This window comes from Flavobacterium sp. Arc2, assembly GCF_041431385.1.
GTDB lineage: Bacteria > Bacteroidota > Bacteroidia > Flavobacteriales > Flavobacteriaceae > Flavobacterium.
In genome coordinates, this window is the sequence record NZ_JASMRH010000024.1 from 1 (window position 1) to 26,108 (window position 26,108).

Consider the following 26,108-nt stretch of genomic DNA (forward strand, 5'->3'; position numbering starts at 1 on the left):
GGAGCGCTTCAGTATGAGGTTATCCAATACCGTTTAGAACATGAATATGGAGCTAAATGTACCTATGAGAACTTTCCAGTACATAAAGCGTGCTGGGTAAAGCCAGATGGTGCAAAGAATGATGAGTTTAAAGAATTCAAACGTAATAAACAAAAATCCTTGGCAAAAGACAAATCTGGTCAATTAGTTTTCCTTGCTGATTCAGATTTTACAATTAAAATGACGCAAAACAAATATCCAAGTGTGAAATTATTTTTTACATCAGAATTTGAATAATATCTTTTAAAATTGAATATAAAAAAAACGCTAATTTAAAAATTAGCGTTTTTTTTTGTGGTTACAAAAATTTGATTTAAAATCTTATTTTAAGCTACTGCACTTTCAAAGTTAACGGCTTTCTTTAAAAAAGCTTTAATTAGCAAACGATTAGGCGCTAATCCAGAAGTCATAATTTGCTTCTTTGTATTGATTCCTTCAGTAGAAATTGTACTATTAGGATCTTGCTTTGAACCCATGAACCAAAGAACAAATTCAACATTTGATGTCGACTTATTATCTTCTTTTACTTCAGTAGTAGCGATATTATTTGTAGTAGATACAACTTCTTTATTTTCTGAAGTTTGACTAAATCCTGAAACACTTGATACTAAAACAAAAATAAACATTAAGAAAATAGTTGCTGAATTTTTAGAGTCGTTACGTTTAGAAAAGTTGTTCATAAAGGGCTTTATTTTAGAAAAAGATAAAAATTATCTTTACTTCTTTGACAAAAGTATCGTATCAATACCCTTCTATAAAATATTTTCGATAAACAGCCATAAAACTCGTTTACCTACAGAAAACACACTTATAAAAGCATTTATGGGGCTATAATACCAAAAAATATAGCTAATCACTATAAAAATATGAAAACATAGCACAAAAAAAAGGCTCCATTTCTGGAGCCTTTTAATATACAATTATGCTTGTCCTGCCGGACCAAAATTTAGAGGTATTGGAGGTTGTTCAGTGTCTTTAATTTCGCCATGGGCTTGTTCAAAACGATGAATATTCTCTCCTATTGCCTTCAATAACCTTTTGGCGTGTTGCGGTGTCAAGACAATTCTTGATTTCACTTTGGCTTTAGGAATACCAGGCATGATACTTACAAAATCGAGAACAAATTCTGATGACGAATGATTAATAATAGCTAAGTTAGAATAAATTCCTTCTGCTGTTTTCTCATCCAATTCAATATTAATCTGCTCCTGTTGTTGATTAGAATTACTCATATCTGATTATTAATAAATATATTCCTCTTTGTTTGCCATCATGTCATTGTAATCTTCCTTAGAACCTACAATTGTATGATCGTATTCTCTCATACCTGTTCCTGCAGGAATTCTATGTCCTACAATTACATTTTCTTTCAATCCTTCTAAGTAGTCAATCTTACCTGCAACAGCAGCTTCGTTTAATACTTTAGTAGTCTCTTGGAAAGAAGCCGCAGAGATAAATGATTTTGTTTGTAGCGATGCTCTTGTGATACCTTGTAAAACCGGAGTACCAGTTGCAGTGATAACATCACGAGCTACAACAATATTTTTATCGTTACGTTTCAATAATGAGTTTTCATCACGTAACTCACGTGGAGAAACGATTTGACCTTCTTTCAAGTTAGCTGAATCACCAGCATCCTCAATTACTTTCATACCATATAATTTATCGTTTTGAAGGATAAAATCTTTAGTGTGAATCAATTGATCTTCTAAGAACAAGGTGTCTCCTGGATCTTGAACTCTAACTTTACGCATCATTTGACGTATTACTACCTCAAAGTGCTTATCATTAATTTTCACCCCTTGTAGACGGTATACTTCTTGAATTTCATTTACCAAGTACTGTTGAACAGCAGCAGGTCCTTTAATTCTCAAAATATCTTCTGGAGTAATTGCTCCATCAGACAATGGTACACCAGCTCTAACGAAGTCATTCTCTTGAACAAGAATTTGACTTGAAAGTTTAACTAGATACTTTCTAACATCACCAAATTTAGATTCGATAATAATCTCACGGTTACCTCTTTTAATTTTTCCAAAAGAAACAACACCATCAATTTCTGAAACTACAGCTGGGTTAGAAGGGTTACGAGCTTCAAGCAATTCAGTAATTCTAGGTAAACCTCCTGTAATATCTCCTGATTTAGAAGAACGACGTGGAATTTTCACCAATACTTTACCTGCTTTAATTTTCTCACCATTTTCAACCATCAAGTGGGCTCCAACAGGTAAGTTATAAGAACGAATCAATTCACCATCTTTACCATAAACTAATAAAGTAGGAATTAATTTTTTAGCTCTAGACTCAGAAATTACTTTTTCTTGGAAACCAGTTTGCTCATCAATTTCAACCATGAATGATTGACCTTGCTCTAATTCTTCGTAAGCAATTTTACCAGTGAATTCAGAAACAATAACTCCATTATATGGATCCCATTTACAGATAACTTCACCTTTTTCAACTGACTGACCATCTTTCACAAAAATACTTGATCCGTAAGGAATATTATGTGTGTTTAAAAGAATTCCAGTTTTCTCATCAACTAATTTTAACTCAGTTGAACGAGATACAACGATATCAACGGCATTTCCTTCACCGTCTTCACCTTTAACAGTTTTTAAATCTTCAATTTCAAGTTTACCCTTGAATTTTGTTATGATACTTGATTCCTCAGAGATACCACCCGCTACCCCTCCAACGTGGAAGGTACGTAATGTTAACTGTGTTCCTGGCTCACCAATAGATTGTGCTGCAATAACTCCTACTGCCTCACCTCTTTGTGTCATTTTTCCAGTAGCTAAGTTTCTACCGTAACATTTAGCGCAAATACCTTTCAACGCTTCACATACAAGAGGAGAACGAACTTCAACTTTCTCGATTGGAGAAGCGTCGATAGTTTTCATTATTGCCTCAGTAATTTGTTGTCCAGATTCAACTAAAACTTCATTAGTTAAAGGATTTATTACATCTTGCAATGCAACACGTCCTAAGATTCTTTCTCCTAATGATTCAACAATTTCTTCATTCTTTTTCAATGCTGAAACTTCAACACCTCTTAATGTTCCACAATCTTCGATGTTAACAATAACATCTTGAGAAACATCATGCAGTCTTCTTGTTAAATATCCTGCATCCGCCGTTTTCAAGGCAGTATCCGCAAGACCTTTACGCGCACCGTGAGTAGAGATAAAGTACTCAAGGATAGAAAGACCTTCTTTAAAGTTAGAAAGAATTGGATTCTCAATAATTTCACCACCACCAGCAGTAGATTTTTTAGGCTTAGCCATCAAACCACGCATACCAGTTAACTGACGAATTTGTTCTTTGGAACCCCTTGCTCCAGAATCAAGCATCATATACACCGAGTTGAAACCTTGTTGGTCTTCTCTAATGTTTTTCATTGCCAATTCTGTCAATTGAGCATTGGCAGAAGTCCAAACATCAATAACTTGGTTGTAACGTTCGTTATTTGTAATAAGACCCATGTTATAATTCACAGAAATACCTTCAACTTGCTCTCTGGCATCTGCGATTAATTTTGGTTTTTGATCTGGAATTCTAATATCCCCTAATGAGAATGACAATCCACCTTTAAAGGCAAATTTGTACCCCATATCTTTCATGTTATCCAAGAAGGCAGCCGTTTCCGGTACACTAGTTGAATTTAATACATGTCCGATAATATCTCTAAGGTTTTTCTTAGTTAATACATCATTGATATATCCTGCTGCTTCTGGTACAACCTCATTAAAGATCACACGCCCAGCAGTAGTTTGAATAATTTTAAACACTAATTCTCCAGCATCATTAAAATCTTTTGCTCTAATTCTCACTCTAGCATTCAATTCTAATCTTCCTTCGTTTAAAGCTATATTAACTTCTTCTGCAGAATAGAAAGTCAAATCTTGACCTAAAATTTTCTTTTCTGGAGTTGACAAACGTTCTTTGGTCATATAATATAGACCCAAGACCATATCCTGAGAAGGTACTGTAATTGGCGCACCATTTGCAGGATTCAGAATGTTATGAGAAGCCAACATTAATAATTGTGCTTCAAGAATAGCTTCTGGTCCTAATGGTAAATGTACCGCCATTTGATCCCCATCAAAATCCGCATTAAATGCAGTACAAACTAAAGGGTGCAATTGGATTGCTTTTCCTTCAATTAATTTTGGTTGGAATGCTTGAATACCTAATCTGTGCAAAGTAGGAGCACGATTCAGTAATATTGGATGTCCTTTAATTACATTTTCAAGGATGTCCCAAACTACAGGCTCTTTTTTGTCTATTATTTTTTTAGCTGATTTTACAGTTTTTACAATTCCTCTTTCTATCAATTTACGGATAACAAAAGGCTTGTATAATTCGGCTGCCATATCTTTAGGGATACCACATTCGAACAATTTCAATTCAGGTCCAACAACAATTACCGAACGAGCAGAATAATCCACACGTTTTCCAAGTAAGTTTTGACGGAAACGTCCTTGCTTACCTTTAAGGGAATCAGATAATGATTTTAATGGTCTGTTTGATTCTGTTTTAACAGCAGATGCTTTTCTTGTATTATCAAACAATGAATCTACCGATTCTTGCAACATACGTTTCTCATTTCTCAAGATAACTTCTGGAGCTTTAATCTCCATTAATCTTTTCAAACGATTGTTACGTATAATTACACGACGGTACAAGTCATTTAAATCTGAAGTTGCAAAACGACCTCCATCAAGTGGCACAAGAGGACGTAATTCCGGTGGTATAACTGGTACCACTTTCATAATCATCCATTCAGGACGATTCTCACGGTTCAAGTTAGACTCACGGAAAGACTCAACAACTTGTAATCTTTTTAATGCTTCAGTTTTACGTTGCTTAGACGTTTCGTTGTTTGCATTATGTCTCAATTGGTAAGACAATTCGTCAAGATCAATTCTTGCTAGTAAGTCCATAATACACTCTGCTCCCATTTTGGCAACAAATTTATTTGGATCAAAATCGTCAAGATATTGATTGTCTGCAGGAAGAGTATCTAAGATATTCAAATATTCTTCTTCTGTTAAGAAATCTAATCTTTGTACTGATTCACCTTCACCGTTTTTTGCAATACCTGCTTGAATTACTACATATCTCTCGTAGTAAATGATCATATCTAATTTCTTAGAAGGAAGACCAAGTATGTATCCAATTTTATTAGGAAGAGAACGGAAATACCAGATATGAGCAATTGGCACAACAAGGTTGATGTGACCTACTCTGTCTCTACGGACTTTTTTCTCAGTAACTTCAACACCACAACGGTCACAAATGATTCCTTTGTAGCGAATTCTTTTGTACTTACCACAAGCACATTCAAAATCTTTTACTGGTCCAAAAATTCGTTCACAGAAAAGACCGTCACGCTCAGGCTTGTGCGTACGGTAGTTGATAGTTTCTGGCTTCAAAACTTCACCTCTTGATTCTTTCAAGATAGATTCAGGAGAAGCTAGTCCTATCGAAATTTTATTGAATCTTTTTACAGGATTCTTATCTTTATTATTATTTCTATTATTCATCATAGTTTTTACTATTGATTTAATTGCAATTAAAAAATTGATTATAGTACACAGCGTACTGTGTTTCTACCTGGATTACTTCTCTAAACTTTAAACTTTTATTAAAGCGCTAATTATACAAAACTTATTCTATATAAAAAATCGGAACGGTTTACGAGGCTAAATCCTAAAAACTCTTATAAATGAGTAAACAGTTTTCAGGTATTTCTACCTAAAAACTGCATACTACAAACTTTTATTTATTCTTCTAATCTGATGTCAAGTCCAAGTCCTTTCAATTCATGCATCAATACATTGAATGATTCAGGTAATCCTGGCTCTGGCATAGATTCTCCTTTTACGATTGCTTCGTAAGTTTTAGCTCTACCAATTACATCATCAGACTTCACAGTCAAGATTTCTCTTAGTGTGCTTGATGCTCCATAAGCCTCAAGTGCCCAAACTTCCATCTCTCCAAAACGTTGTCCACCAAATTGTGCTTTACCACCAAGAGGTTGTTGTGTAATTAATGAGTATGGCCCGATTGAACGTGCGTGCATCTTATCATCAACCATATGTCCTAATTTCAACATATAGATTACACCAACAGTTGCTGCTTGATGAAAACGCTCTCCAGTACCACCATCATAAAGGTAAGTATGTCCAAAACGTGGTATTCCAGCTTCGTCAGTCAATTCATTGATTTGGTCTAAAGAAGCACCATCAAAAATTGGAGTAGCATATTTTCTACCCAAGTTTTGTCCAGCCCAACCAAGAACAGTTTCATAAATTTGACCAATGTTCATACGTGAAGGTACACCTAATGGGTTCAACACAATATCAACTGGCGTTCCGTCTTCAAGGAAAGGCATATCTTCATGACGAACGATACGAGCAACAATACCTTTGTTACCGTGACGTCCAGCCATTTTATCCCCAACTTTCAACTTACGTTTTTTGGCAATATATACTTTAGCTAATTTCAAAATTCCAGCTGGTAATTCATCCCCAACAGAAATTGTAAACTTCTCTCTTCTTAATGCGCCTTGTAAATCATTCAACTTAATTTTATAGTTATGAATTAATTCATTCACCATTTTATTAGTTGAGTCATCCGCAACCCATTGACCTTTGCTTAAGTGAGCAAAATCTTCAACAGCATAAAGCATTTTTTGAGTGTATTTTCTACCTTTTGGTAAAACTTCTTCACCCAAATCATTCATTACACCCTGAGATGTTTTCCCATTTACGATCAAGAAAAGTTTTTCTACTAACTTGTCTTTTAATTCAACAAACTTCACTTCGTATTCCATTTCAAGTGCTCCTAAAGCATCCTTGTCTTGTGTACGTTTGCGTTTGTCTTTTACCGCTCTTGCAAACAGTTTTTTGTCAAGAACTACACCATGTAAAGATGGAGATGCTTTTAACGAAGCATCTTTTACATCACCTGCTTTATCCCCGAAGATTGCACGAAGCAATTTCTCTTCTGGAGTAGGATCTGATTCCCCTTTTGGAGTAATTTTTCCAATTAGAATGTCACCAGGTTTAACCTCGGCTCCAATTCTAATCATACCATTTTCATCTAAGTCTTTAGTAGCCTCTTCAGAAACGTTTGGTATGTCATTTGTTAATTCTTCGTTACCTAATTTAGTATCTCTAACTTCTAATGAATAATCATCAACGTGAATAGAGGTAAAAATATCGTCACGAACCACTTTTTCAGAAATAACAATCGCATCCTCGAAGTTATACCCTTTCCATGGCATAAACGCAACTTTAAGGTTTCTACCTAAAGCAAGTTCACCATTTTGAGTTGCATATCCTTCTGATAATACTTGACCAAGAACAACTCTATCCCCTTTTCTTACGATAGGTTTAAGGTTGATACTTGTTCCTTGATTGGTTTTTCTAAATTTAATTAGATTGTATGTTTTCTCATCAGAATCAAAACTAACCATTCTTTCTTCTTCAGAACGATCGTATTTAATAGTAATGATATTTGCATCTACATATTCTATAACTCCGTCACCTTCTGCGTTAATTAAAACTCTAGAATCTGAAGCTACTTGACGCTCTAAACCAGTTCCAACGATTGGTGCTTCAGGACGAATTAATGGTACGGCCTGACGCATCATGTTAGATCCCATCAACGCTCTATTCGCATCATCATGTTCCAAGAAAGGAATTAAAGATGCAGAAATTGAAGCAATTTGATTTGGAGCAACATCCGCATAATCAACTTTTGTAGGGTCAATTACAGGGAAATCACCTTCTTGACGTGCAATTACGTTTTCAGCAAGAATTTTTCCAGAATCATCCATCTCAATATTTGCTTGAGAGATCAACATTCCTTCTTCTTCTTCAGCGCTTAAGTAAATAGGCGTTGAAACTAAATCAACAACTCCATTAGTTACTTTACGGTAAGGTGTTTCAATGAAACCCATTCCGTTCACTTTAGCGTAAACTCCAAGAGATGAAATCAAACCAATGTTTGGTCCCTCTGGTGTTTCAATAGGACATAAACGTCCGTAGTGCGTATAGTGAACATCACGTACCTCAAATCCAGCTCTCTCTCTCGAAAGTCCACCTGGTCCTAGCGCAGATAATCTTCTTTTGTGTGTTATCTCGGCAAGTGGATTCGTTTGATCCATAAACTGAGACAATTGGTTTGTTCCAAAGAAAGAGTTGATAACAGATGACAATGTTTTAGCATTTATCAAATCTATTGGTGTAAACACCTCGTTATCTCTAACGTTCATGCGCTCTCTAATGGTTCTAGCCATACGTGCTAAACCAACACCGAATTGTTGAGACAATTGTTCTCCAACTGTTCTTACACGACGGTTTGATAAGTGATCAATATCATCAATATCAGCTTTCGCATTAATTAATTCAATCAAATACTTAACGATAGTTATGATATCTTCTTTGGTAAGCACTTGCTTTTCCATTGGGATATCAAGACCAAGTTTTTTATTCATTCTATAACGACCTACTTCACCTAAGTTGTACCGTTGATCAGAGAAGAATAATTTATCAATAATACCACGAGCAGTTTCTTCATCAGGCGGTTCTGCATTACGCAGTTGTCTGTAAATATGCTCAACAGCTTCTTTTTCAGAATTTGTTGGATCTTTTTGTAACGTGTTATGGATGATAGCATAATCAGCTTGATTAGCATCTTCCTTATGTAACAAAATAGATTTAACGTTAGAATCGATGATTTCTTCAACATTATCTTTATCGATAATTGTATCTCTATCAAGGATTATTTCGTTACGTTCGATAGAAACTACTTCACCAGTATCTTCATCTACGAAATCTTCATGCCATGTATTTAATACACGAGCAGCTAATTTTCTACCGATATATTTTTTAAGTCCTGTTTTAGAAACTTTAATTTCCTCAGCAAGGTCAAAAATCTCAAGGATATCCTTGTCTCTTTCGAACCCAATTGCACGGAATAAAGTTGTAACAGGTAACTTTTTCTTTCTATCAATATAGGCGTACATTACACTATTAATATCTGTAGAAAATTCTATCCATGAACCTTTAAAAGGAATTACTCTGGCAGAATATAATTTTGTTCCATTAGCATGAAAAGACTGTCCAAAGAAAACCCCTGGAGATCTATGTAGCTGAGAAACGACAACACGTTCAGCCCCGTTGATCACAAAGGTACCGCTTGGTGTCATGTAAGGAATTGTACCAAGATAAACATCTTGAACAATAGTTTCAAAATCCTCGTGCTCTGGATCTGTACAATACAATTTCAATCTTGCTTTTAAAGGCACACTATGTGTTAAACCTCTTTCAATACATTCCTGAATTGTATAACGTGGTGGATCCACGAAGTAGTCAAGGAATTCCAATACAAAGTTATTTCTTGTATCTGTAATTGGAAAATTTTCCATGAAGGTATTATAAAGTCCTTCATTGCCTCTTTCATCAGATTTAGTTTCTAATTGAAAAAAATCTTGAAAAGATTTAACCTGAACATCTAGAAAATCTGGATATGCAGGAATATTTTTTGTAGAGGCAAAATTCAATCTTTCGGTCTGATTTGTAATCATCAATGGACAAAATTTTGATTATAAAAGTAATTTTTATTGGTATAAATATTTCTAATTATACTTTAATTTTAAAACCACTACATCTTTAAAAATCAATTTAAGATAACTACTTTCTTATTATCTGTCAATTTTTTTTCCTCGTAATGGAATAAAATGGGTTTGCTATCACAACTTATTATTCAATAAATAAGACAGACTTTTGTTATACGAAAAATGGTTTAGGTCTTTGGATGTGTATCCAAGACCTAAACCTAATTCCTAAACTGTGTTTAACTATTTAAGCTCAACAACAGCTCCAACTTCTTCTAAAGATTTTTTCAAAGCTTCTGCTTCATCTTTAGTTACACCTTCTTTAACGTTTGATGGAGCACTATCAACTACATCTTTAGCTTCTTTCAAACCTAAACCTGTAAGTTCTTTTACCATTTTCACAACTGCTAATTTAGAAGCACCAGCTTCTTTTAATACAACTGTAAATTCTGTTTGTACTTCTTCAGCAGCACCTTCACCACCACCAGAAACTACTACAGCTGCAGCAGCTGGCTCGATTCCGTACTCATCTTTCAATATTGTTGCTAATTCGTTAACTTCTTTTACAGTTAAATTAACTAATTGTTCTGCGAATTGTTTCAAATCTGCCATTTTTTCTATCGTTTTAAAATGATTTGTAAAATTATATTTTGTTTATTGTGCGCATTGTAAATAATAAAAATCGAGTTTTACTCTGTTTTTATTATGCTTCAGTTTCAGCAACCTCTTCTTTAGCGAATTGGTTTTGAAGTGCAGAAATAACTCTTTGTGCTGGTGCTTGAAGCAATCCAATAAGTTCACCAATAAGTTCTTCTTTAGATTTGATAGTTGCTAACGCATCTAATTGATCATCTCCAATATAAACCTCAGCATTGATATAAGCTCCTTTTAAAACTGGCTTAGCCGATTTTTTACGGAAATCTTTAATTATCTTACCTGGTCCATTTGCTACCTCTGAAATGAATATAGCACTATTACCAGTCAATACTGTTGGTAACTCACCATAATCATTAGCCGATGCTTCCATTGCTTTTACAAGCAAAGTGTTTTTTATAACCTCTAATTTAATACCTGCTTTATAGCAAGCTCTTCTCAACTTTGAAGTTGTATCTGCATTTAATCCAGAAATATCTGCTACGTAAACAATATTTGTACCAGCTAACTGTGCAGTTAAATCTTCAATCGCGATTGATTTTTCTTCTCTAGTCATACTAAAAATTATTAACTACCAATTATACTGCTTTTGGGTCTAATGCAATAGCAGGACTCATAGTGCTTGTAAGGTAGATACTTTTGATATATACACCTTTAGCAGCAGTTGGCTTAAGTTTGATTAATGTTTGAATAATTTCGTGTGCATTGTCAACAATTTGCTCAGCTCCAAAAGAAACTTTACCAATTCCTGCATGTACAATACCAGTTTTATCAACTTTGAAATCGATTTTACCAGCTTTAACCTCTGCAACAGCTTTTGCAACATCCATAGTTACAGTACCTGTCTTAGGGTTTGGCATTAAACCTCTAGGTCCTAAAATACGACCTAATGGACCTAATTTACCCATAACGCTTGGCATAGTGATGATAACATCAACATCCGTCCAACCATCTTTAATTTTTTGTAAATACTCGTCAAGACCTACATAGTCTGCTCCAGCTTCTTTGGCTTCCGCCTCTTTATCCGGAGTAACCAATGCTAATACTTTAACATCTTTACCAGTTCCATGAGGTAATGTTACCACACCTCTAACCATTTGATTCGCTTTTCTTGGATCTACACCCAAACGTACCGCGATATCAACAGACTCATCAAATTTTGCAGATGCAACAACTTTAATTAATGCCGCAGCATCTTTCAAAGAATACATTCTGTTTTTTTCAATTTTTGAAGCAGCCTCTTTTTGCTTTTTTGTCAATTTTGCCATGTCTTTCTTTTAATTAAAAAGGAGCGTCTCCTGATACAGTTATACCCATAGATCTAGCTGTTCCAGCAACCATACTCATTGCAGACTCCGTAGTGAACGCATTTAAGTCAGGCATTTTGTCTTCAGCAATAGCTCTAATTTGTTCCCAAGTAACACTAGCTACTTTTTTACGATTAGGCTCACCAGAACCAGATTTTAGCTTCGCAGCTTCCAATAACTGAACAGCTGCAGGCGGAGTTTTAACAACAAATTCGAATGATTTGTCTTTATACACAGTAATTTGTACTGGGCATATTTTGCCGGCTTTATCTTGAGTTCTAGCATTGAATTGCTTACAGAACTCCATGATGTTTACACCAGCAGCTCCTAAAGCAGGTCCAACCGGTGGCGATGGATTCGCAGCACCTCCCTTAACTTGTAGTTTAACTACTTTACTAATTTCTTTAGCCATTTTTTAAAAAATTTAACACTACAATCATTAGGAAGCGATTGTAATGGATATTATATGTAACAAAATATTATACTTTTTCAACTTGCATAAACCCTAATTCTAATGGAGTTTTTCTTCCGAAAATTTTAACCATTACTTCTAACTTACGCTTTTCTTCATTAATTTTTTCAACCGTACCGTTGAAACCGTTGAAAGGTCCATCAATAACCTTAATAGTCTCACCTAAATTGAAAGGTATCGAACGAGTATCTGCATTTACCGCTAACTCATCCACTTTACCTAGCATTCTATTTACTTCTGAAAGTCTCAATGGCACTGGTTCTCCACCTTTAGTTTCACCTAAAAAACCAATAACACTAGTAATACCTTTTATAATATGAGGTATCTCACCAATCAGATTTGCTTCTATCATGACATAACCAGGAAAATAAACTTTATCCTTGATTAATTTCTTTCCATCTTTTACAGTTACTACTTTTTCCGTCGGAACTAAAACTTGAGAAACATAGTCACCCATCTCTAATCTAGAAATTTCGTTTTCTATATAAGCTTTCACCTTATTCTCTTGTCCACTTACCGCACGAACAACATACCACTTTTTTAGATTATTATCTGTCATCACAAAATTTAGGCTTTTATCCAATTAAAAAATCCAGCTAATGCTTTCGCAAAAAACTCATCTACTCCCCATGTTGCCAAAGCGAATAAAACTGAGAAAATAGCAACAACAATCGTTAGACGTTGCACCTCAGGCCACTCTGGCCAAGTCATATTTGACTTTAATTCCTCAAATGATTCTGATATGTAATTAATTATTTTTGCCATTATGATATATTTTTTTGCACGGGCGGAGGGATTCGAACCCCCATCAACGGTTTTGGAGACCGCTATTCTACCCTTGAACTACGCCCGTTTGTTAAAAACCAGCAACAACTTAAAGCGTTGCTGGTTTTATAATTATTTATAGAATTATGCTACAATCTCAGTTACCTGACCTGCACCTACAGTTCTACCACCTTCACGGATAGCAAAACGTAATCCAACATTCATAGCGATTGGGCTCAACAAAGCAACATTGATTGTTAAGTTATCTCCAGGCATAACCATCTCTACACCTTCTGGTAAAGTAATAACACCTGTTACATCAGTTGTACGTACGTAGAACTGTGGACGGTAGTTATTATGGAATGGTGTATGACGACCACCTTCTTCTTTTTTCAAGATATAAACCTCAGCTTTAAATGTAGCGTGTGGTTTAACTGATCCTGGCTTAATGATAACCATTCCTCTTTTGATAGATTCTTTATCAACACCTCTTAAAAGTAAACCTACATTATCTCCAGCTTCACCTCTATCAAGGATTTTACGGAACATCTCAACTCCCGTAATAGTAGAAGTTAATTTTTCAGCTCCCATACCAATGATTTCAACAGCATCTCCTGTATTAGCAATCCCCGTTTCGATACGACCTGTAGCAACAGTTCCACGACCAGTAATTGTAAACACATCCTCAACTGGCATCAAGAAAGGTTTGTCAGTATCACGCACTGGCTCTTCAATCCACGCATCAACCGCTGCCATCAATTCGATGATTTTTGGTACCCACGCTGGATCATTATTCAATCCTCCTAAAGCCGATCCTTGAACAACTGGACAATTATCTCCATCATATTCATAGAAAGACAATAAGTCTCTAATTTCCATTTCAACAAGTTCTAACAACTCCTCATCATCAACCATATCCACTTTATTCATGAATACAACCATTCTAGGAATACCAACTTGACGTCCTAAAAGGATATGCTCACGTGTTTGTGGCATAGGTCCGTCAGTTGCAGCTACAACAAGAATAGCACCATCCATTTGAGCAGCACCAGTAACCATGTTCTTTACGTAATCCGCGTGACCTGGACAGTCAACGTGAGCGTAATGACGATTAGCAGTTTCATACTCAACGTGTGATGTATTAATTGTAATACCTCTTTCTTTTTCTTCTGGAGCATTATCAATTTGATCAAATGATTTTGCTTGACAGTAACCTGCATCAGATAACACTTTAGTTATCGCTGCAGTTAATGTAGTTTTTCCGTGATCCACGTGCCCAATTGTACCAATGTTTAAGTGGGGCTTGTTACGGTTAAAGGTTTCTTTTGCCATTTTACTTAATTTTTAATCTATTTATATATTTAATTTCAATCTCTTACTTACTTGAGCCAATGTCGGGAATTGAACCCGAGACCTCTTCCTTACCAAGGAAGCACTCTACCCCTGAGCTACACCGGCAGAGTTTTTTTTCCTTTTAGATTTAAAATCTAAAATTGTGGGGAGAGCAGGATTCGAACCTGCGAAGTTTACACAGCAGATTTACAGTCTGCCCTCGTTGGCCGCTTGAGTATCTCCCCTCTTTTTTATCTTATTTCAAATTTTAAAAACCTCAGTTTTATTTTGAGCCGGCGGAGGGACTCGAACCCACGACCTGCTGATTACAAATCAGCTGCTCTAGCCAACTGAGCTACGCTGGCAAATTCAATAAAAAAGTCCGCTATTTCTAACGGACTGCAAATGTATAGATTTTATCTCTCATTCAAAACATTTTTTCAAAAAAATTTTCGATTAAATATATGTTCTTATTTTTTCTTTCCTTTTTACCAGCAATCTCTCCAAAGATTCAGCCGACAACTCGATAGCTTCCTCAAATGTTTTGCATTGTTTTTTCACCATAAAATCATCACCAGGGACATTCATCTTCACCTCAGCAACCTTATTCTCCTTATCACTTGTCTTCTCAACTTTTAAATAGACATCTGCAGAAACCACCTTGTCGTAGTACTTCTCCAATTTATCCATTCTCTCTTGAACATAACCTACTAATTTTCCGTCAACAGCAAAGTTAACTGCGTGAACATTTACCTTCATAATCAATTTTTTTAATGGTTAAACATTTTTCGAACTATTACTTATTCCTTGGATGCGCTTCTTCATATACTTTCTTAAGCTCTGCTAAACTATTGTGCGTATAAACCTGCGTTGAAGCTAAACTGGAATGTCCTAACAATTCTTTCACTGAATTTAAATCGGCTCCGTTATTTAATAAATGAGTCGCAAATGTATGTCGTAAAATATGCGGACTTTTTTTTACTTTTTCAGAGACAGGACTAAAGTAAGAATTTATTAACCGATACACAAAGGATTCATTTAATTTTAACCCTTTTTTTGCAATAAAAAGACAATCAAAATCCCTAATACTTTCTACATGAGACCTCTCACGAATATACAAGAACAACTGCTCCACTACAATAGGCAAAATAGGCAAAATCCTTTCTTTATTTCTTTTACCAAGAACCTTTATCGTGCCGTTAGCAAAACTAATATCACTAATTTTCAAATGAATCAGTTCCGTTCGCCTTATTCCAGTCGTATAAAATAAGTCTATAATTAATTTATTCCTAACCTCTTCAAAACCTACAGGATCCTGCAGACCATCCAGCACCTTCGCTACTTCTTTCTCAGAAAACGGAATTTGAAGTGATTTAGCAGTTTTTAATGCCTTATGTTTCAACAACGGACTAAGCTGTATTTCTTTTATCTTTAATAGAAACTTATAAAAAGCCTTTAAGGAAGCAATCTTTCTATTAACTGAAACATTTGAAATACCAGCATCCACAAGTGACACAATCCAACTTCTAATTTGGCCGTAATTTACTTGTTCTATGTCCTCTTGATCAAAATTGGTAGTATTAAACGTCTGAAAGCTTATTATATCATTCAGATAAGCACTTACGGTATGTGGAGAATATTTTTTCTCCTTTTGTAGATAATCCCGAAATGCATCTATAGTAGTCACCATATAAAATAAAAAAACCGTTAGCATCAAAGTTAAAAAACTTTAATGACTAACGGCATTTATTGTAAAAAAGAAATTACTTAGTTTTCTAAGTTGTCTTTCATGTTTTGAATATAAGCTGCTTTCTGAACTTTAATTCTATTTTTCACAGAAGGCTTAATAAAAGCAGTACGTGCTCTTAACTGACGAACAGTTCCTGTTTTATCAAATTTTCTTTTATAGCGCTTTAATGCTCTATCTATATTTTCTCCGTCTTTAATTGGTATAATTAACATAATTTTGACACCCCCTTTCGTTAAGTGTGCAAAAGTAGTTATTATTTTGACTTATGGGTCACGAATTATGATTTATTTTATAAAGATAAAAAAAAGCCAAGTAACAATTTCTCATTCCTTGGCTCTCTCTTATTTTTTTACTCTCTTAAAATTACTCTTTCAACAAATTTCTAGAAATTACTACTTTTTGAATTTCAGTAGTACCCTCTCCAATAGTACATAGCTTAGAATCTCTATAAAACTTCTCTACAGGGTAATCCTTAGTATATCCGTAACCACCATGGATTTGAACTGCTTCATTCGCTACGCGCACACAAACTTCTGACGAGAACATTTTAGCCATAGCACCCATAGTAGTCACCGGCTTGTGTTGTTGCTTTAGAAAAGCCGCTTTATGCAACAATAACTCAGATGCTTCAATCTCAGTAGCCATATCAGCTAGCTTGAATGAAATTCCCTGAAATTCACTTATTGGCTTACCAAATTGATGTCTTTCTTTCGAATATTTCAAAGCAGCTTCATAAGCCCCTTTCGCAATACCCAAAGACAATGCACCGATAGAAATTCTACCGCCATCCAATACCTTCATCGCTTGTATAAAACCTTGCCCAACTTCACCTAACCTATTAGCATCTGGAATTCTACAGTTATCAAAAATCAACTCTGCCGTTTCACTGGCACGCATCCCTAACTTATTTTCTTTTTTACCAGATGTAAATCCAGGCATTCCTTTTTCGAATACAAAAGCAGTCATTCCTCTTGAATCACCTTTTTCACCAGTACGAACTATTACTACAGCTATATCACCTGAAATAGCATGAGTAATGAAATTCTTAGCTCCATTAACCACCCAGTGATCTCCGTCTCTTTTAGCAGTAGTATTCATTCCCCCTGCATCAGAACCTGTATTGTGCTCCGTTAACCCCCAGGCACCAATATGCTCAGCTGTAGCCAATTTGGGAATCCACTTTTTCTTTTGCTCCTCACTACCAAAAGTCAAAATATGATTTGTACATAATGAGTTATGTGCCGCAACCGACAATCCTATAGAAGGATCTACTTTTGAAATTTCTTCAACAATAGTAATATATTCGTGATATCCTAGTCCAGATCCACCTAGCTCCTGCGGGACTAAAACCCCCATAAAACCCATTTCACCTAATTTTTTAAATAACTGAACTGGAAAAATCTGTGCTTCATCCCATTCCATTATATAGGGCCTAATGTTCTTTTCGGCAAAATCCCTTATAGACTGTGCAATCATAGACTGCGTTTCGTTGTAATCAAAGTTCATCGTAATGGTTTTTTATTTTAAAAGTCCAAATATAAGGCAATTATGTTGGCTTTTTCAACAGGAAAGCCCTTAATTTTTATTAAATCCTCAACATTCTTAATATCTCCGTTCATACTCCTATAGGTCACAATTTCTTTTGCAAGAGCGTATCTAAAGTAGGAGAATTGCGAAATTTCTTTTAAAGAGGCGTTGTTTATGTCAATTTTATGCACCACAGGCAACGCATATACTTTAAAATGGGAATTGAGATTCGCGATCACTTCAGGAGACAGTCCCCACACGTCATGCATTTGTTCCATAGATACAAATCCTCCAAGACTTTCTCTTAGCTTTATAATTCGCAATGAAATCACTTCTCCTATTCCATATACTTTGACTAGGTCTTCTTGCGTTGCTCCGTTAATATCTAATAAAGATAGTATTTCTTTTTTAGCGAAAGGTTTGTTTTCATATTTAACATAGCCCTTATTTCCTAACTTGCTTTTTACCCAATCCGGAAATTTAAAATAAGGTGCTATGACGTTTAACAAAGAATCAGAGACCTTTGTAACTGCTTGAAATTCTTTAGCAGAGTTCACATATTTATTTTCTTTTCTATATGCTAATAGACGATCAATCTCAGAAACAGACATCCCAAGTTTATATCCTTTATAATCGCTTATAAAATTAGGATTAAACGGATATATCTTAGCACTATATTTTAGATTTGAGTCTTTTAAGGCATCTATTTCAGATTGCATCGCTAGCCACTTTTGTTTATTTGGAGAAACTGATTGAGTTTCATTAAAATCAACAAAAAAATAAACTGACTGCAAGACGATTATTATTGCAAACAATATCACAATACCAGTACGCTGTTCTGCGGAAAACGCAAAATAACTCCTTACGCCTCTCAAACACATTTTAAACAAAATAAATGTAAAGGAATTTTGATTATTTTCATCGCTTTTAAAAATTAACTACACCCTGTTTTAAAATCTAAATTTAGAAAATATTTTTCGAAATATACTTCACAAAAATAATAATAATCTAAATATCAGCACTTAATTACTGTCCAAATAATTCATTAATCAATTAGCTTAAAAAACCAATATAAATAAAAGTATTGCTACAATTTTTTTTCCCTATTAATTTACACAATAACTTTTATTTTTTATAAAATAAATAATACATTTGAGCGCTATTAATACTAAAACTAATAAATATATGTCAATTTGGAAAACAAAACCACTTTCGGTTTTATTAAATGAAGCATCAGAAGATGAAAAAGGATTAAAAAGAACTTTATCTTCACGATCTCTGGTTGCTCTAGGAGTTGGTGCAATTATCGGAGCGGGCTTATTTTCCTTAACTGGAATTGCTGCTGCCGAACATGCTGGACCGGCAGTTACACTTTCATTTGTTTTAGCAGCCATAGGATGTGCCTTTGCAGGATTATGCTATGCTGAATTTGCTTCGATGATACCCGTTGCAGGTAGCGCTTATACGTATTCCTATGCCACTATGGGGGAATTTATGGCTTGGATTATTGGTTGGGATTTAGTTCTTGAATATGCTTTGGGAGCCGCAACCGTTGGGGTCAGCTGGTCGAGATACTTACTAGAATTATTGAATAAATACGGTGTCCATCTAAACCCAAAATTTATATGTTCGCCCTGGGAAACCTTAACATTAGGTGACGGTACCATTATAGATGGCGGCTACATCAATCTACCAGCTATCTTAATAGTATCTGCACTATCATTATTATTAATAAGAGGAACTCAAGAGTCTGCTTCCATAAATAATATATTAGTTGTACTTAAAGTTATTGTTGTAATTATGTTTATTGTTTTAGGCTGGGACTATATAGACCCTGCAAATTACTCCCCATATATTCCTGAAAATACTGGTATTAAAGGTCAATTTGGTTGGTCTGGAATTGCAGCTGGAGCCGGAACAGTCTTCTTTGCCTTCATTGGTTTTGACGCCGTTTCAACTGCCGCACAAGAAGCTAAAAACCCTCAAAAAGGGATGCCAATTGGTATTTTAGGCTCATTAGTTATCTGTACGATATTATATGTGTTGTTTGCACACGTTATGACTGGTCTAGTACCTTATTACAAATTTGTTGGTGATGCAAAACCTGCTGCGACAGCATTTGCAGTAACTGGATATTCTTTCCTTCAAACAGGATTAATTGTCGCTATTTTAGCGGGGTATACTTCTGTAATGCTTGTGATGTTAATGGGACAAAGTCGTGTTTTCTACACTATGAGTAAAGATGGACTTTTACCTCCTTTATTTGGACAAATCCACTCAAAATTCCGTACTCCTTATAAAACGAACCTTTTCTTCATGGTATTCGTTAGTTTATTTGCTGGTTTCGTACCGGTAAGCGATCTAGGACACATGGTAAGTATTGGAACTTTACTTGCTTTTGTATTAGTATGTATTGGTGTGTTAGTAATGCGTAAAAAGATGCCAGATGCTCCTAGGTCTTTCAAAACTCCATTCGTTCCTTACGTACCTATTGCAGGAGTTTTAGTTTGTACTTACTTAATGTACTCTCTACCTTATGAAAGTTGGATTCGATTAGTTCTTTGGATGGCAATTGGTGTCGCTCTGTATTTTGTTTACGGTAAAAAACACAGTAAATTAAATAATCCAGACAAATAGATTTATTCTAATATAAAAAAAGGGATGATAAAGTATTTAAACACTTTATCATCCCTTTTTATTTATAACTATTTCAAGTTTTTTTACAAGTCAAATACAGAAGTTCTCTTCGCACGAATCAAATCCTTTAGCCTAATCCAAAAGGCTAACGTCAAATAAACTCCAAACCATAATCCTACAGTTACAAACGATATATAAATAAAGAACAGCCTTACGCTTGTTACCCTCATTCCTAAACTATCTGCCAGCCGCGATGATACGTGGAAGCCATACTTTTCAAAAAAATACTTAAGCTTTATTATTCTAGGTACACTTTGTCCCATTGCATTAGTTTTATATTCTATTTTACAAAAGTACACTATTATTTTTTCTCGAAATAAAAGAAGAGAAAAATCATTACGCTTTCATCAACTCCATACCGATAGCACATTCTAAACATTTGCTCTTAGAACAGTACTCGTTCTTTAGCTGTAACATTGCTTGCGTCTCAAAAGCGCTTACTGACTTCACTCCAAAGGACCTAAATTTATCTACAATAGCATTCTTCTCTGGCGCGACTTCATTTAGTAATTGAATCAAATCCTCTGCAATCTCCTCTCCCCTACTTTTAGCATAGGCAAATTGAATTGGCATCAAGGTATTTATTATAATCAAATCTATAAATGACTTCGATAGCATTTTCTTCTTCTTTGGGCTTTCCTTATCAAATTGATAATGGTCCTGCCAATAAGAAGAAACTGAAACCTGAAAAAGATCGTAGATAGCCTTAGCAGAAGTAATCTCGTTTATTTGTGAAAATAGATTTTGGTTACTATGATACAAATTTGCTAATTGCGAGAGTCGTATTGTGGGGAAATTATCGGGGCGATGCTTAAAAAACTGAACTGGATTAGAACTACATTTTTCAATTTGGTATTTATGTAATAAATAATAATACCTAAATTTTAAATCTTTAAAATAATTATCCTCCTTTTCAACGTCTAATAGTCCTGCATTACCAAAGAGTAAACTTTCTAGATTCTCGACCTCAAAACTTTCTTTTCTTATAATTGAAAACGGAATAGAAGTCGCTACTTTTAGAAAGATTTCCCCGTTCGTATTCAGTCCGAAGTTTTTAGCCAACAAACAAAACAATACTGCTTCCCAATCATTATTGGTTTGTTGCAGCAGCTCAAAAATAGGTTTGGACTTTCTTTCTAATCGTTCAAAAAACAAGCGCTCCTGCCAGTTTTTTAGAACAAAGGAAGGTATACTTGCTAACTGCTTTTCGCAGAAAATCCAAGCCTTTGGAGACATCAGTGACTGATAGTTAGCTATGGTATCCCGGTCAACGTATTTCTTAAGCTCCAAAACAGGAATTTCTGTATTATTCTTTCTGTAGATTTCTGTATCGTGTTCCCAAACTACATGTAGAATTACGTTTTCGTATGCCGCATCTCTTTCATGATGATGCACATACCAGTCGGAAGACTTTAAGTGAATCTCGACATTTCCAGCCCACATTTGATCACCTATTGTAATTTGAGCATTGAAAAAATCAGGACCTGCTAATTCCAGATACTGACCCACACTGGCAATAGTAATTGCCTCATTATTTGAAGTTTTCAAATTAATCATATCAAACTTCTTGAATTTCCAGAGGTAATGGAGAAAATCTTCTTTCATCGTAAGACCTTGTAGTTAAGAGACTAAAGTAATGAAAAAACGAACAACTTGTACTTCCAATTAATTTTTGATAACTATTTTAATAAATACAATTTGGCACAAGCCCGAGCATCTGATAAAGCTTCATGGTGATTCAATTGAATATTCATTGTTCTACAGCAATCACTAAGTTTTGTTGGCTTCAAACCTTTGGCTTTGTATATTTTCACAGTGCATTCCCAGCGAGCCGATAAATTCAAATCCTCATAACTTAAGCCATGAAGCGCCATAGACTTGGCCAGTACATTCCTGTCAAAGCTTTCATTGTGTGCGACAACGACTCTATTCTGTAGTCGTTTTTGGATTTCAGGAAATACTTGCGCAAATGACTTTGCATTCACAGTATCCCTTGGATAAATTCCATGTACTTGAATTGTAAAAGGAGAGTACAGATTGTTTGGCGGTTTAATCAAACTAACAAACTCGTCTACTATTACTCCATTTTCTACAGTCACTATACCCACTGAACACGGGTGAAATGCAGTTGCTGTTTCAAAATCTATTGCTGTGAAGGTCATTTTGTTTTATTTATTGTTGCTGAAAAACCACGGATTTAACGAACTTAATTCGTCAATTCCGTGGTCTAATACACTGTAATTATCTGAACTAAAAATTACTTAATAGAACCTATAATATCATATTTTGTAATAATGTGGTGTCTTCCATTTCCTAAGTCGATCAATACTGCTGCATTTTCTCTAGTAAACAATTTAGAAACTTCTTCAATTGTCGTTCCCAGCTGCACTATAGGGTAAGGATTCCCCATGATCTCACGAATTGGTCTTTCGGCTGAATTTTTATCTTGCACGTAACTTTGGAATAAGTCAGACTCATCCAGAGAACCTACAAACCCAGTAATATCCATTACTGGTATTTGCGAAATTTTATATTTACGCATTCTTTCGATAGCATGCGAAACTAATTCTTCAGTACGGGCCAGAATTAAAGGCTTGTCTATATGGTCTTTGATTACATCTTCTGCTTTTGTAATTTCCTCTTCAAGAAATCCACGCTCGCGCATCCAATCGTCATTAAACATCTTCCCTACGTAACGGCTTCCTGAATCATGAAATAAAACAACAACAACATCTTCTGGTTTGAAATGCTCCTTTAGTTGTAATAATCCTTTTATCGCCGCTCCCGCAGAATTACCAACAAAAATCCCTTCTTCAAGAGCAATTTTTCGCGTGTATACTGCAGCATCTTTATCCGTTACTTTAGTAAATCCATCAATTAAAGAAAAATCTACATTCAATGGTAAAATATCTTCTCCAATTCCTTCTGTTATATAAGAATAAATCTCGTTTTCATCAAAAATCCCTGTTTCATGGTATTTTTTAAATACAGAACCGTAAGTATCAATTCCCCAAATCTTGATATTTGGATTTTTCTCTTTAAGGTATTTTCCAACACCAGAAATTGTTCCTCCCGTACCAACACCAGATACAAAATGAGTAATCTTACCTTCTGTTTGCTCCCAAATTTCAGGTCCCGTTTGCTCGTAATGTGCCAACGCATTCGATGGATTGTCGTATTGATTTACATACCAAGAATTTGGAGTTTCAGCTGCTAACCTTTTAGAAACAGAGTAATAAGAACGGGGATCTGTAGGCTCAACATCAGTAGGACATACTACTACTTTTGCTCCAACAGCACGAAGGATATCCATTTTCTCTTTGGATTGTTTATCAGAGATAACACAAATTAATTTATATCCTTTTATAATAGCTACCAAAGCCAATCCCATTCCTGTATTTCCTGAAGTTCCTTCAATAATAGTTCCTCCTGGTTTTAGTCTACCGTCAGCCTCAGCATCTTGAATCATTTTTACCGCCATTCTGTCTTTTACAGAATTACCGGGATTAAAAGTTTCTACTTTAGCAAGCACTAATGCATCTATTCCTTCAGTGACTTTATTTAACTTCACTAATGGTGTATCACCTATTGTACCTAGTATATTTTCTGCGTATTGCATTTAATTGTAATTTTTAAGATTGTAATTTGTTATAAATACTTTTGCAAAGATAGTATTTTGTTAGAAAACATTCCTGCTTCTGCAAAATTGCGTTCGTCATTACTTCCTGAACTTTTATTCAAATACAATTTCAGTGAATTTAATTTACGCAAGATACTTTACTCAATTATGGTCTAGCCAATGAAAGCAATGTATTCCGAAGAATAAGAAATGCTATAAAACTAAGAGAAAATCAAAATGATTAATTAAAGAAATTCCAAATTAGCCCAAAACGAATCATGAAATCTCGATACGGATTATTAGGAGCGGAGTAGAAATTATTTCCTGTAAGAGAAGAGTTAAAATGCTCTGCTTTTACATAAATCCTGGTTCTTTGAATTCGAGCATTGACAAAAAAGTCTAGGGTTGGATAATTTCCAATTTCTTTTTTATTTTGAATAAAGAACTCGCCAATTACTGGATTATAATCATTGGCAAAATAATTTGTAAAATAATTCAAAGTAACCCCTGTTTGTAAAAACAAGGCTTTTTTGAACAAGTGATTAGTGTAATAAATAGTATTTCTGGTCACAATTTCAGGAACATTTAGGATTGCATCCTGCTGACTCACTTTTTGATATAAAAGGGTATTATCAAGCGCAAATCGACCAAATTTTATTTCTTTACTTGCTTTAATAGAAACATAATTTATAGTATTCCCATATTGATTTGGACTAACAATTTGCTGACTTTCATCTGTGGCAGTGTCTTCAAAATAAAGATGATCATCTAAGGTCATAAACTGTACTGATGCTTCTACCCAAGGAGTCGTTGCATTAGCCGTGATCGAGTTTATTTTTTCATTCTTAAAATTATTAGACCAGTTGTAACTCACATAGCTACTTTGGTATAAATTGTAATTATCATTTGGTAACTTATTCAAGTTTTGATATCCAAAAGAAAATTGGTAATCGTCATTTAACTCATAATTTAATTTAGCCTCTAAATTAGATAAGGATTGATTCGTTACTGATCTTGAATACAAGAATTTCCCATTCCAATTCTTTTTTTGGTACTCGTATTGACCTCCCGCACTATTTATATTTCTACTTAACGACGCTGGAATTGTTTTATCATCCCTTATTAATATTTGACTGTAGTAATAATTACTTCTGAAATCATCAGCAAAAAACTGGAACTTACCCAATGTTGTATTTTCATAGATTAAGCCCAATTTATTATACATTTTGTTATAATGTGTCTGGTCATTAATCCCGCTAGTTACATAAGAATCTCCAAATCTGTAAATCGTTTCAGAGCCTACTGTCGAAGCTATCGTGGGTTGATTGTACTCAAAAAATTTATTCTCATAATTAAATTGATGGCTTACATATAAATTGTTATCTCCTTTTTTAGGATTTATTCTAAGAAAGTGATCTACGAATATTCGTTTCCCTTTTAAAAAGGATTCAGCATCTGTTAGGTATACCTCAAGTCGTTCTCGATTATCATAGTCTGTATTTTCGCTTTCAAAATCAGAAACTGTTGTTATCCCACCATTCTCCTCATTTAAGATATCCTGATAGGTAAAATGTGCGTTGGCAAAATATCTCTTATTTAAGGTATTATAGCTTGTTGTAAATCTAAAGTTTCCTGTACTTGACAACTGATTGATATAATTTCCCTGAGATCGTAAGCCTTTGTACGCTATTGAGAAATTAAGCCTTGGCGAAGTATTAACGGTAAAAAAAGCATCTAAAGACTGGCCTTTTTGCATTACTGATTTAAAATACAATTCAGTAACAGGAGTTGCAACTGAACTATATCTAATCTGGTTTGCTTCTAAGAAATTAAAATGTTTTGCCTTGAAGCCAAACTCTGGATAAGGAGAAAACTCTGTTAGACTATACTGTAACGTATTATAAGTTTGTCCCTCATTAGCGAAAGGCAAGAGTCCAAAAATATCTTTTCTCAAATAATTAAAACTATACTCTCTCTGAATGGTGAGCGAAGTATCAATATAAGTAGTATCGCGCTCTATAGAAATAAAACGGTACATATCCATTGTAGCCACTTTTTCAGTTTTGTTTTCTTTGATAGAGTCTAGTCCCTCCCTACTACTCGTTTTTGAATCAGCCTTAAGTTCTGGTCTTGCTTGCGAATAAACAGATCCTGAAAGAAATATAATATAGATATAAAGAAGAATTCTCATTTAAATAAAGGTATAATTATACTGTTTTTGAATTATGAACAAGTGTGACAAAGGTAAATCATAAAAAGGATAAAAAAATATAGTGCATGACACAATAATGAATAAAATAAAAAACCCCCTCAAA

General features: G+C 34.7%; 22 protein-coding genes, 4 tRNA genes and 1 pseudogene. 2 read left to right on the forward strand and 25 right to left on the reverse strand.

All coding sequences use genetic code 11. The annotated features are described in order from the left end of the window. Positions 1-276 (forward strand): annotated as a pseudogene (gene prfC / locus QO182_RS15400) (peptide chain release factor 3); the annotation flags it as partial. Positions 277-365: 89 nt separating this feature from the next. Here prfC and QO182_RS15405 read toward each other — a convergent pair. From QO182_RS15405 to QO182_RS15500, 20 genes are all read right to left on the reverse strand, one after another. Continuing rightward, on the reverse strand, positions 366-719 hold the full coding sequence (locus QO182_RS15405; RefSeq protein WP_371539675.1) for a hypothetical protein: 354 nt from the start codon (positions 717-719) through the stop codon (positions 366-368). A gap of 240 nt (positions 720-959) precedes the next feature. Next, the gene (locus tag QO182_RS15410; RefSeq protein WP_074721347.1) at positions 960-1,271 is read right to left on the reverse strand and encodes a DUF3467 domain-containing protein; all 312 of its coding nucleotides are present in this window, start codon (positions 1,269-1,271) and stop codon (positions 960-962) included. A 9-nt stretch (positions 1,272-1,280) separates the two neighbouring features. Next, positions 1,281-5,591 (reverse strand): DNA-directed RNA polymerase subunit beta', encoded by a 4,311-nt coding sequence (gene rpoC, locus QO182_RS15415; RefSeq protein ID WP_371539672.1) that lies wholly within the window; start codon positions 5,589-5,591, stop codon positions 1,281-1,283. Positions 5,592-5,827: 236 nt separating this feature from the next. Continuing rightward, on the reverse strand, positions 5,828-9,640 hold the full coding sequence (gene rpoB, locus QO182_RS15420) for a DNA-directed RNA polymerase subunit beta (RefSeq protein ID WP_371562603.1): 3,813 nt from the start codon (positions 9,638-9,640) through the stop codon (positions 5,828-5,830). 273 nt (positions 9,641-9,913) lie between these two features. Further along, positions 9,914-10,282 (reverse strand): 50S ribosomal protein L7/L12, encoded by a 369-nt coding sequence (gene rplL, locus QO182_RS15425; protein ID WP_371562605.1) that lies wholly within the window; start codon positions 10,280-10,282, stop codon positions 9,914-9,916. A 91-nt stretch (positions 10,283-10,373) separates the two neighbouring features. Beyond that, entirely contained in the window at positions 10,374-10,880 is a 507-nt protein-coding gene (gene rplJ, locus QO182_RS15430; protein ID WP_371562608.1) for a 50S ribosomal protein L10, read from the reverse strand. Positions 10,881-10,902: 22 nt separating this feature from the next. After that, positions 10,903-11,592 carry a 50S ribosomal protein L1 gene (rplA, locus tag QO182_RS15435; protein WP_371539665.1) on the reverse strand — a complete coding sequence of 230 codons (690 nt, stop codon included), beginning with the start codon at positions 11,590-11,592 and terminating at the stop codon, positions 10,903-10,905. Positions 11,593-11,605: 13 nt separating this feature from the next. Beyond that, a complete protein-coding gene (gene rplK, locus QO182_RS15440; RefSeq protein ID WP_074721359.1) occupies positions 11,606-12,043 on the reverse strand; it encodes a 50S ribosomal protein L11 in 438 nt (145 codons plus the stop codon). 67 nt (positions 12,044-12,110) lie between these two features. Next, positions 12,111-12,662, reverse strand: coding sequence for a transcription termination/antitermination protein NusG (nusG, locus tag QO182_RS15445; protein ID WP_074722024.1), 552 nt, complete (start codon positions 12,660-12,662; stop codon positions 12,111-12,113). Positions 12,663-12,670: 8 nt separating this feature from the next. Beyond that, a complete protein-coding gene (gene secE, locus QO182_RS15450) occupies positions 12,671-12,868 on the reverse strand; it encodes a preprotein translocase subunit SecE (RefSeq protein ID WP_074722026.1) in 198 nt (65 codons plus the stop codon). A 17-nt stretch (positions 12,869-12,885) separates the two neighbouring features. Continuing rightward, positions 12,886-12,956: transfer RNA gene (locus QO182_RS15455), tRNA-Trp, on the reverse strand. A gap of 56 nt (positions 12,957-13,012) precedes the next feature. Further along, a complete protein-coding gene (gene tuf, locus QO182_RS15460; RefSeq protein ID WP_371539661.1) occupies positions 13,013-14,200 on the reverse strand; it encodes an elongation factor Tu in 1,188 nt (395 codons plus the stop codon). Between the two features lie 54 nt (positions 14,201-14,254). Further along, positions 14,255-14,326, reverse strand: a tRNA-Thr gene (locus QO182_RS15465). 38 nt (positions 14,327-14,364) lie between these two features. Continuing rightward, positions 14,365-14,445 (reverse strand) — tRNA-Tyr (locus QO182_RS15470). Between the two features lie 46 nt (positions 14,446-14,491). Next, positions 14,492-14,565: transfer RNA gene (locus tag QO182_RS15475), tRNA-Thr, on the reverse strand. Positions 14,566-14,656: 91 nt separating this feature from the next. Further along, complete coding sequence (hpf, locus tag QO182_RS15480; RefSeq protein WP_091084255.1) at positions 14,657-14,959, reverse strand: ribosome hibernation-promoting factor, HPF/YfiA family; 303 nt, start codon at positions 14,957-14,959, stop codon at positions 14,657-14,659. A gap of 37 nt (positions 14,960-14,996) precedes the next feature. Then, a complete protein-coding gene (locus QO182_RS15485; RefSeq protein WP_371562610.1) occupies positions 14,997-15,890 on the reverse strand; it encodes a tyrosine-type recombinase/integrase in 894 nt (297 codons plus the stop codon). 77 nt (positions 15,891-15,967) lie between these two features. Then, complete coding sequence (rpsU, locus tag QO182_RS15490) at positions 15,968-16,162, reverse strand: 30S ribosomal protein S21 (protein WP_007137807.1); 195 nt, start codon at positions 16,160-16,162, stop codon at positions 15,968-15,970. 151 nt (positions 16,163-16,313) lie between these two features. Next, entirely contained in the window at positions 16,314-17,456 is a 1,143-nt protein-coding gene (locus tag QO182_RS15495) for an acyl-CoA dehydrogenase family protein (RefSeq protein WP_371562612.1), read from the reverse strand. A 17-nt stretch (positions 17,457-17,473) separates the two neighbouring features. Continuing rightward, complete coding sequence (locus tag QO182_RS15500) at positions 17,474-18,358, reverse strand: ComEA family DNA-binding protein (RefSeq protein ID WP_371562615.1); 885 nt, start codon at positions 18,356-18,358, stop codon at positions 17,474-17,476. 304 nt (positions 18,359-18,662) lie between these two features. On the opposite strand from QO182_RS15500, the gene QO182_RS15505 reads away from it, so the two are divergent. Beyond that, the gene (locus QO182_RS15505; protein WP_091084251.1) at positions 18,663-20,114 is read left to right on the forward strand and encodes an amino acid permease; all 1,452 of its coding nucleotides are present in this window, start codon (positions 18,663-18,665) and stop codon (positions 20,112-20,114) included. Between the two features lie 83 nt (positions 20,115-20,197). On the opposite strand, the gene QO182_RS15510 is transcribed toward QO182_RS15505, so the two are convergent. From QO182_RS15510 to QO182_RS15530, 5 genes are all read right to left on the reverse strand, one after another. Next, positions 20,198-20,437: a PspC family transcriptional regulator gene (locus tag QO182_RS15510; protein WP_074721373.1), complete on the reverse strand. Its 240-nt coding sequence runs from the start codon at positions 20,435-20,437 to the stop codon at positions 20,198-20,200. Positions 20,438-20,510: 73 nt separating this feature from the next. Beyond that, positions 20,511-21,779 carry a DUF2851 family protein gene (locus tag QO182_RS15515; protein ID WP_371562617.1) on the reverse strand — a complete coding sequence of 423 codons (1,269 nt, stop codon included), beginning with the start codon at positions 21,777-21,779 and terminating at the stop codon, positions 20,511-20,513. 74 nt (positions 21,780-21,853) lie between these two features. Next, the gene (locus tag QO182_RS15520; protein ID WP_371562620.1) at positions 21,854-22,336 is read right to left on the reverse strand and encodes a 3'-5' exonuclease; all 483 of its coding nucleotides are present in this window, start codon (positions 22,334-22,336) and stop codon (positions 21,854-21,856) included. 95 nt (positions 22,337-22,431) lie between these two features. Continuing rightward, a complete protein-coding gene (locus QO182_RS15525) occupies positions 22,432-23,793 on the reverse strand; it encodes a pyridoxal-phosphate dependent enzyme (RefSeq protein ID WP_371539647.1) in 1,362 nt (453 codons plus the stop codon). Between the two features lie 241 nt (positions 23,794-24,034). Then, a complete protein-coding gene (locus QO182_RS15530) occupies positions 24,035-25,984 on the reverse strand; it encodes a putative porin (protein ID WP_371539645.1) in 1,950 nt (649 codons plus the stop codon). Positions 25,985-26,108 lie beyond the last annotated feature (124 nt).

Coding starts and splice junctions, on each gene's coding strand:
- QO182_RS15405 (WP_371539675.1), bottom strand. CDS start 719: ATGAACAACTTTTCTAAACGTAACGACTCTAAAAATTCAGCAACTATT.
- QO182_RS15410 (WP_074721347.1), bottom strand. CDS start 1,271: ATGAGTAATTCTAATCAACAACAGGAGCAGATTAATATTGAATTGGAT.
- rpoC (WP_371539672.1), bottom strand. CDS start 5,591: ATGATGAATAATAGAAATAATAATAAAGATAAGAATCCTGTAAAAAGA.
- rpoB (WP_371562603.1), bottom strand. CDS start 9,640: ATGATTACAAATCAGACCGAAAGATTGAATTTTGCCTCTACAAAAAAT.
- rplL (WP_371562605.1), bottom strand. CDS start 10,282: ATGGCAGATTTGAAACAATTCGCAGAACAATTAGTTAATTTAACTGTA.
- rplJ (WP_371562608.1), bottom strand. CDS start 10,880: ATGACTAGAGAAGAAAAATCAATCGCGATTGAAGATTTAACTGCACAG.
- rplA (WP_371539665.1), bottom strand. CDS start 11,592: ATGGCAAAATTGACAAAAAAGCAAAAAGAGGCTGCTTCAAAAATTGAA.
- rplK (WP_074721359.1), bottom strand. CDS start 12,043: ATGGCTAAAGAAATTAGTAAAGTAGTTAAACTACAAGTTAAGGGAGGT.
- nusG (WP_074722024.1), bottom strand. CDS start 12,662: ATGACAGATAATAATCTAAAAAAGTGGTATGTTGTTCGTGCGGTAAGT.
- secE (WP_074722026.1), bottom strand. CDS start 12,868: ATGGCAAAAATAATTAATTACATATCAGAATCATTTGAGGAATTAAAG.
- tuf (WP_371539661.1), bottom strand. CDS start 14,200: ATGGCAAAAGAAACCTTTAACCGTAACAAGCCCCACTTAAACATTGGT.
- hpf (WP_091084255.1), bottom strand. CDS start 14,959: ATGAAGGTAAATGTTCACGCAGTTAACTTTGCTGTTGACGGAAAATTA.
- QO182_RS15485 (WP_371562610.1), bottom strand. CDS start 15,890: ATGGTGACTACTATAGATGCATTTCGGGATTATCTACAAAAGGAGAAA.
- rpsU (WP_007137807.1), bottom strand. CDS start 16,162: ATGTTAATTATACCAATTAAAGACGGAGAAAATATAGATAGAGCATTA.
- QO182_RS15495 (WP_371562612.1), bottom strand. CDS start 17,456: ATGAACTTTGATTACAACGAAACGCAGTCTATGATTGCACAGTCTATA.
- QO182_RS15500 (WP_371562615.1), bottom strand. CDS start 18,358: ATGTGTTTGAGAGGCGTAAGGAGTTATTTTGCGTTTTCCGCAGAACAG.
- QO182_RS15505 (WP_091084251.1), top strand. CDS start 18,663: ATGTCAATTTGGAAAACAAAACCACTTTCGGTTTTATTAAATGAAGCA.
- QO182_RS15510 (WP_074721373.1), bottom strand. CDS start 20,437: ATGGGACAAAGTGTACCTAGAATAATAAAGCTTAAGTATTTTTTTGAA.
- QO182_RS15515 (WP_371562617.1), bottom strand. CDS start 21,779: ATGAAAGAAGATTTTCTCCATTACCTCTGGAAATTCAAGAAGTTTGAT.
- QO182_RS15520 (WP_371562620.1), bottom strand. CDS start 22,336: ATGACCTTCACAGCAATAGATTTTGAAACAGCAACTGCATTTCACCCG.
- QO182_RS15525 (WP_371539647.1), bottom strand. CDS start 23,793: ATGCAATACGCAGAAAATATACTAGGTACAATAGGTGATACACCATTA.
- QO182_RS15530 (WP_371539645.1), bottom strand. CDS start 25,984: ATGAGAATTCTTCTTTATATCTATATTATATTTCTTTCAGGATCTGTT.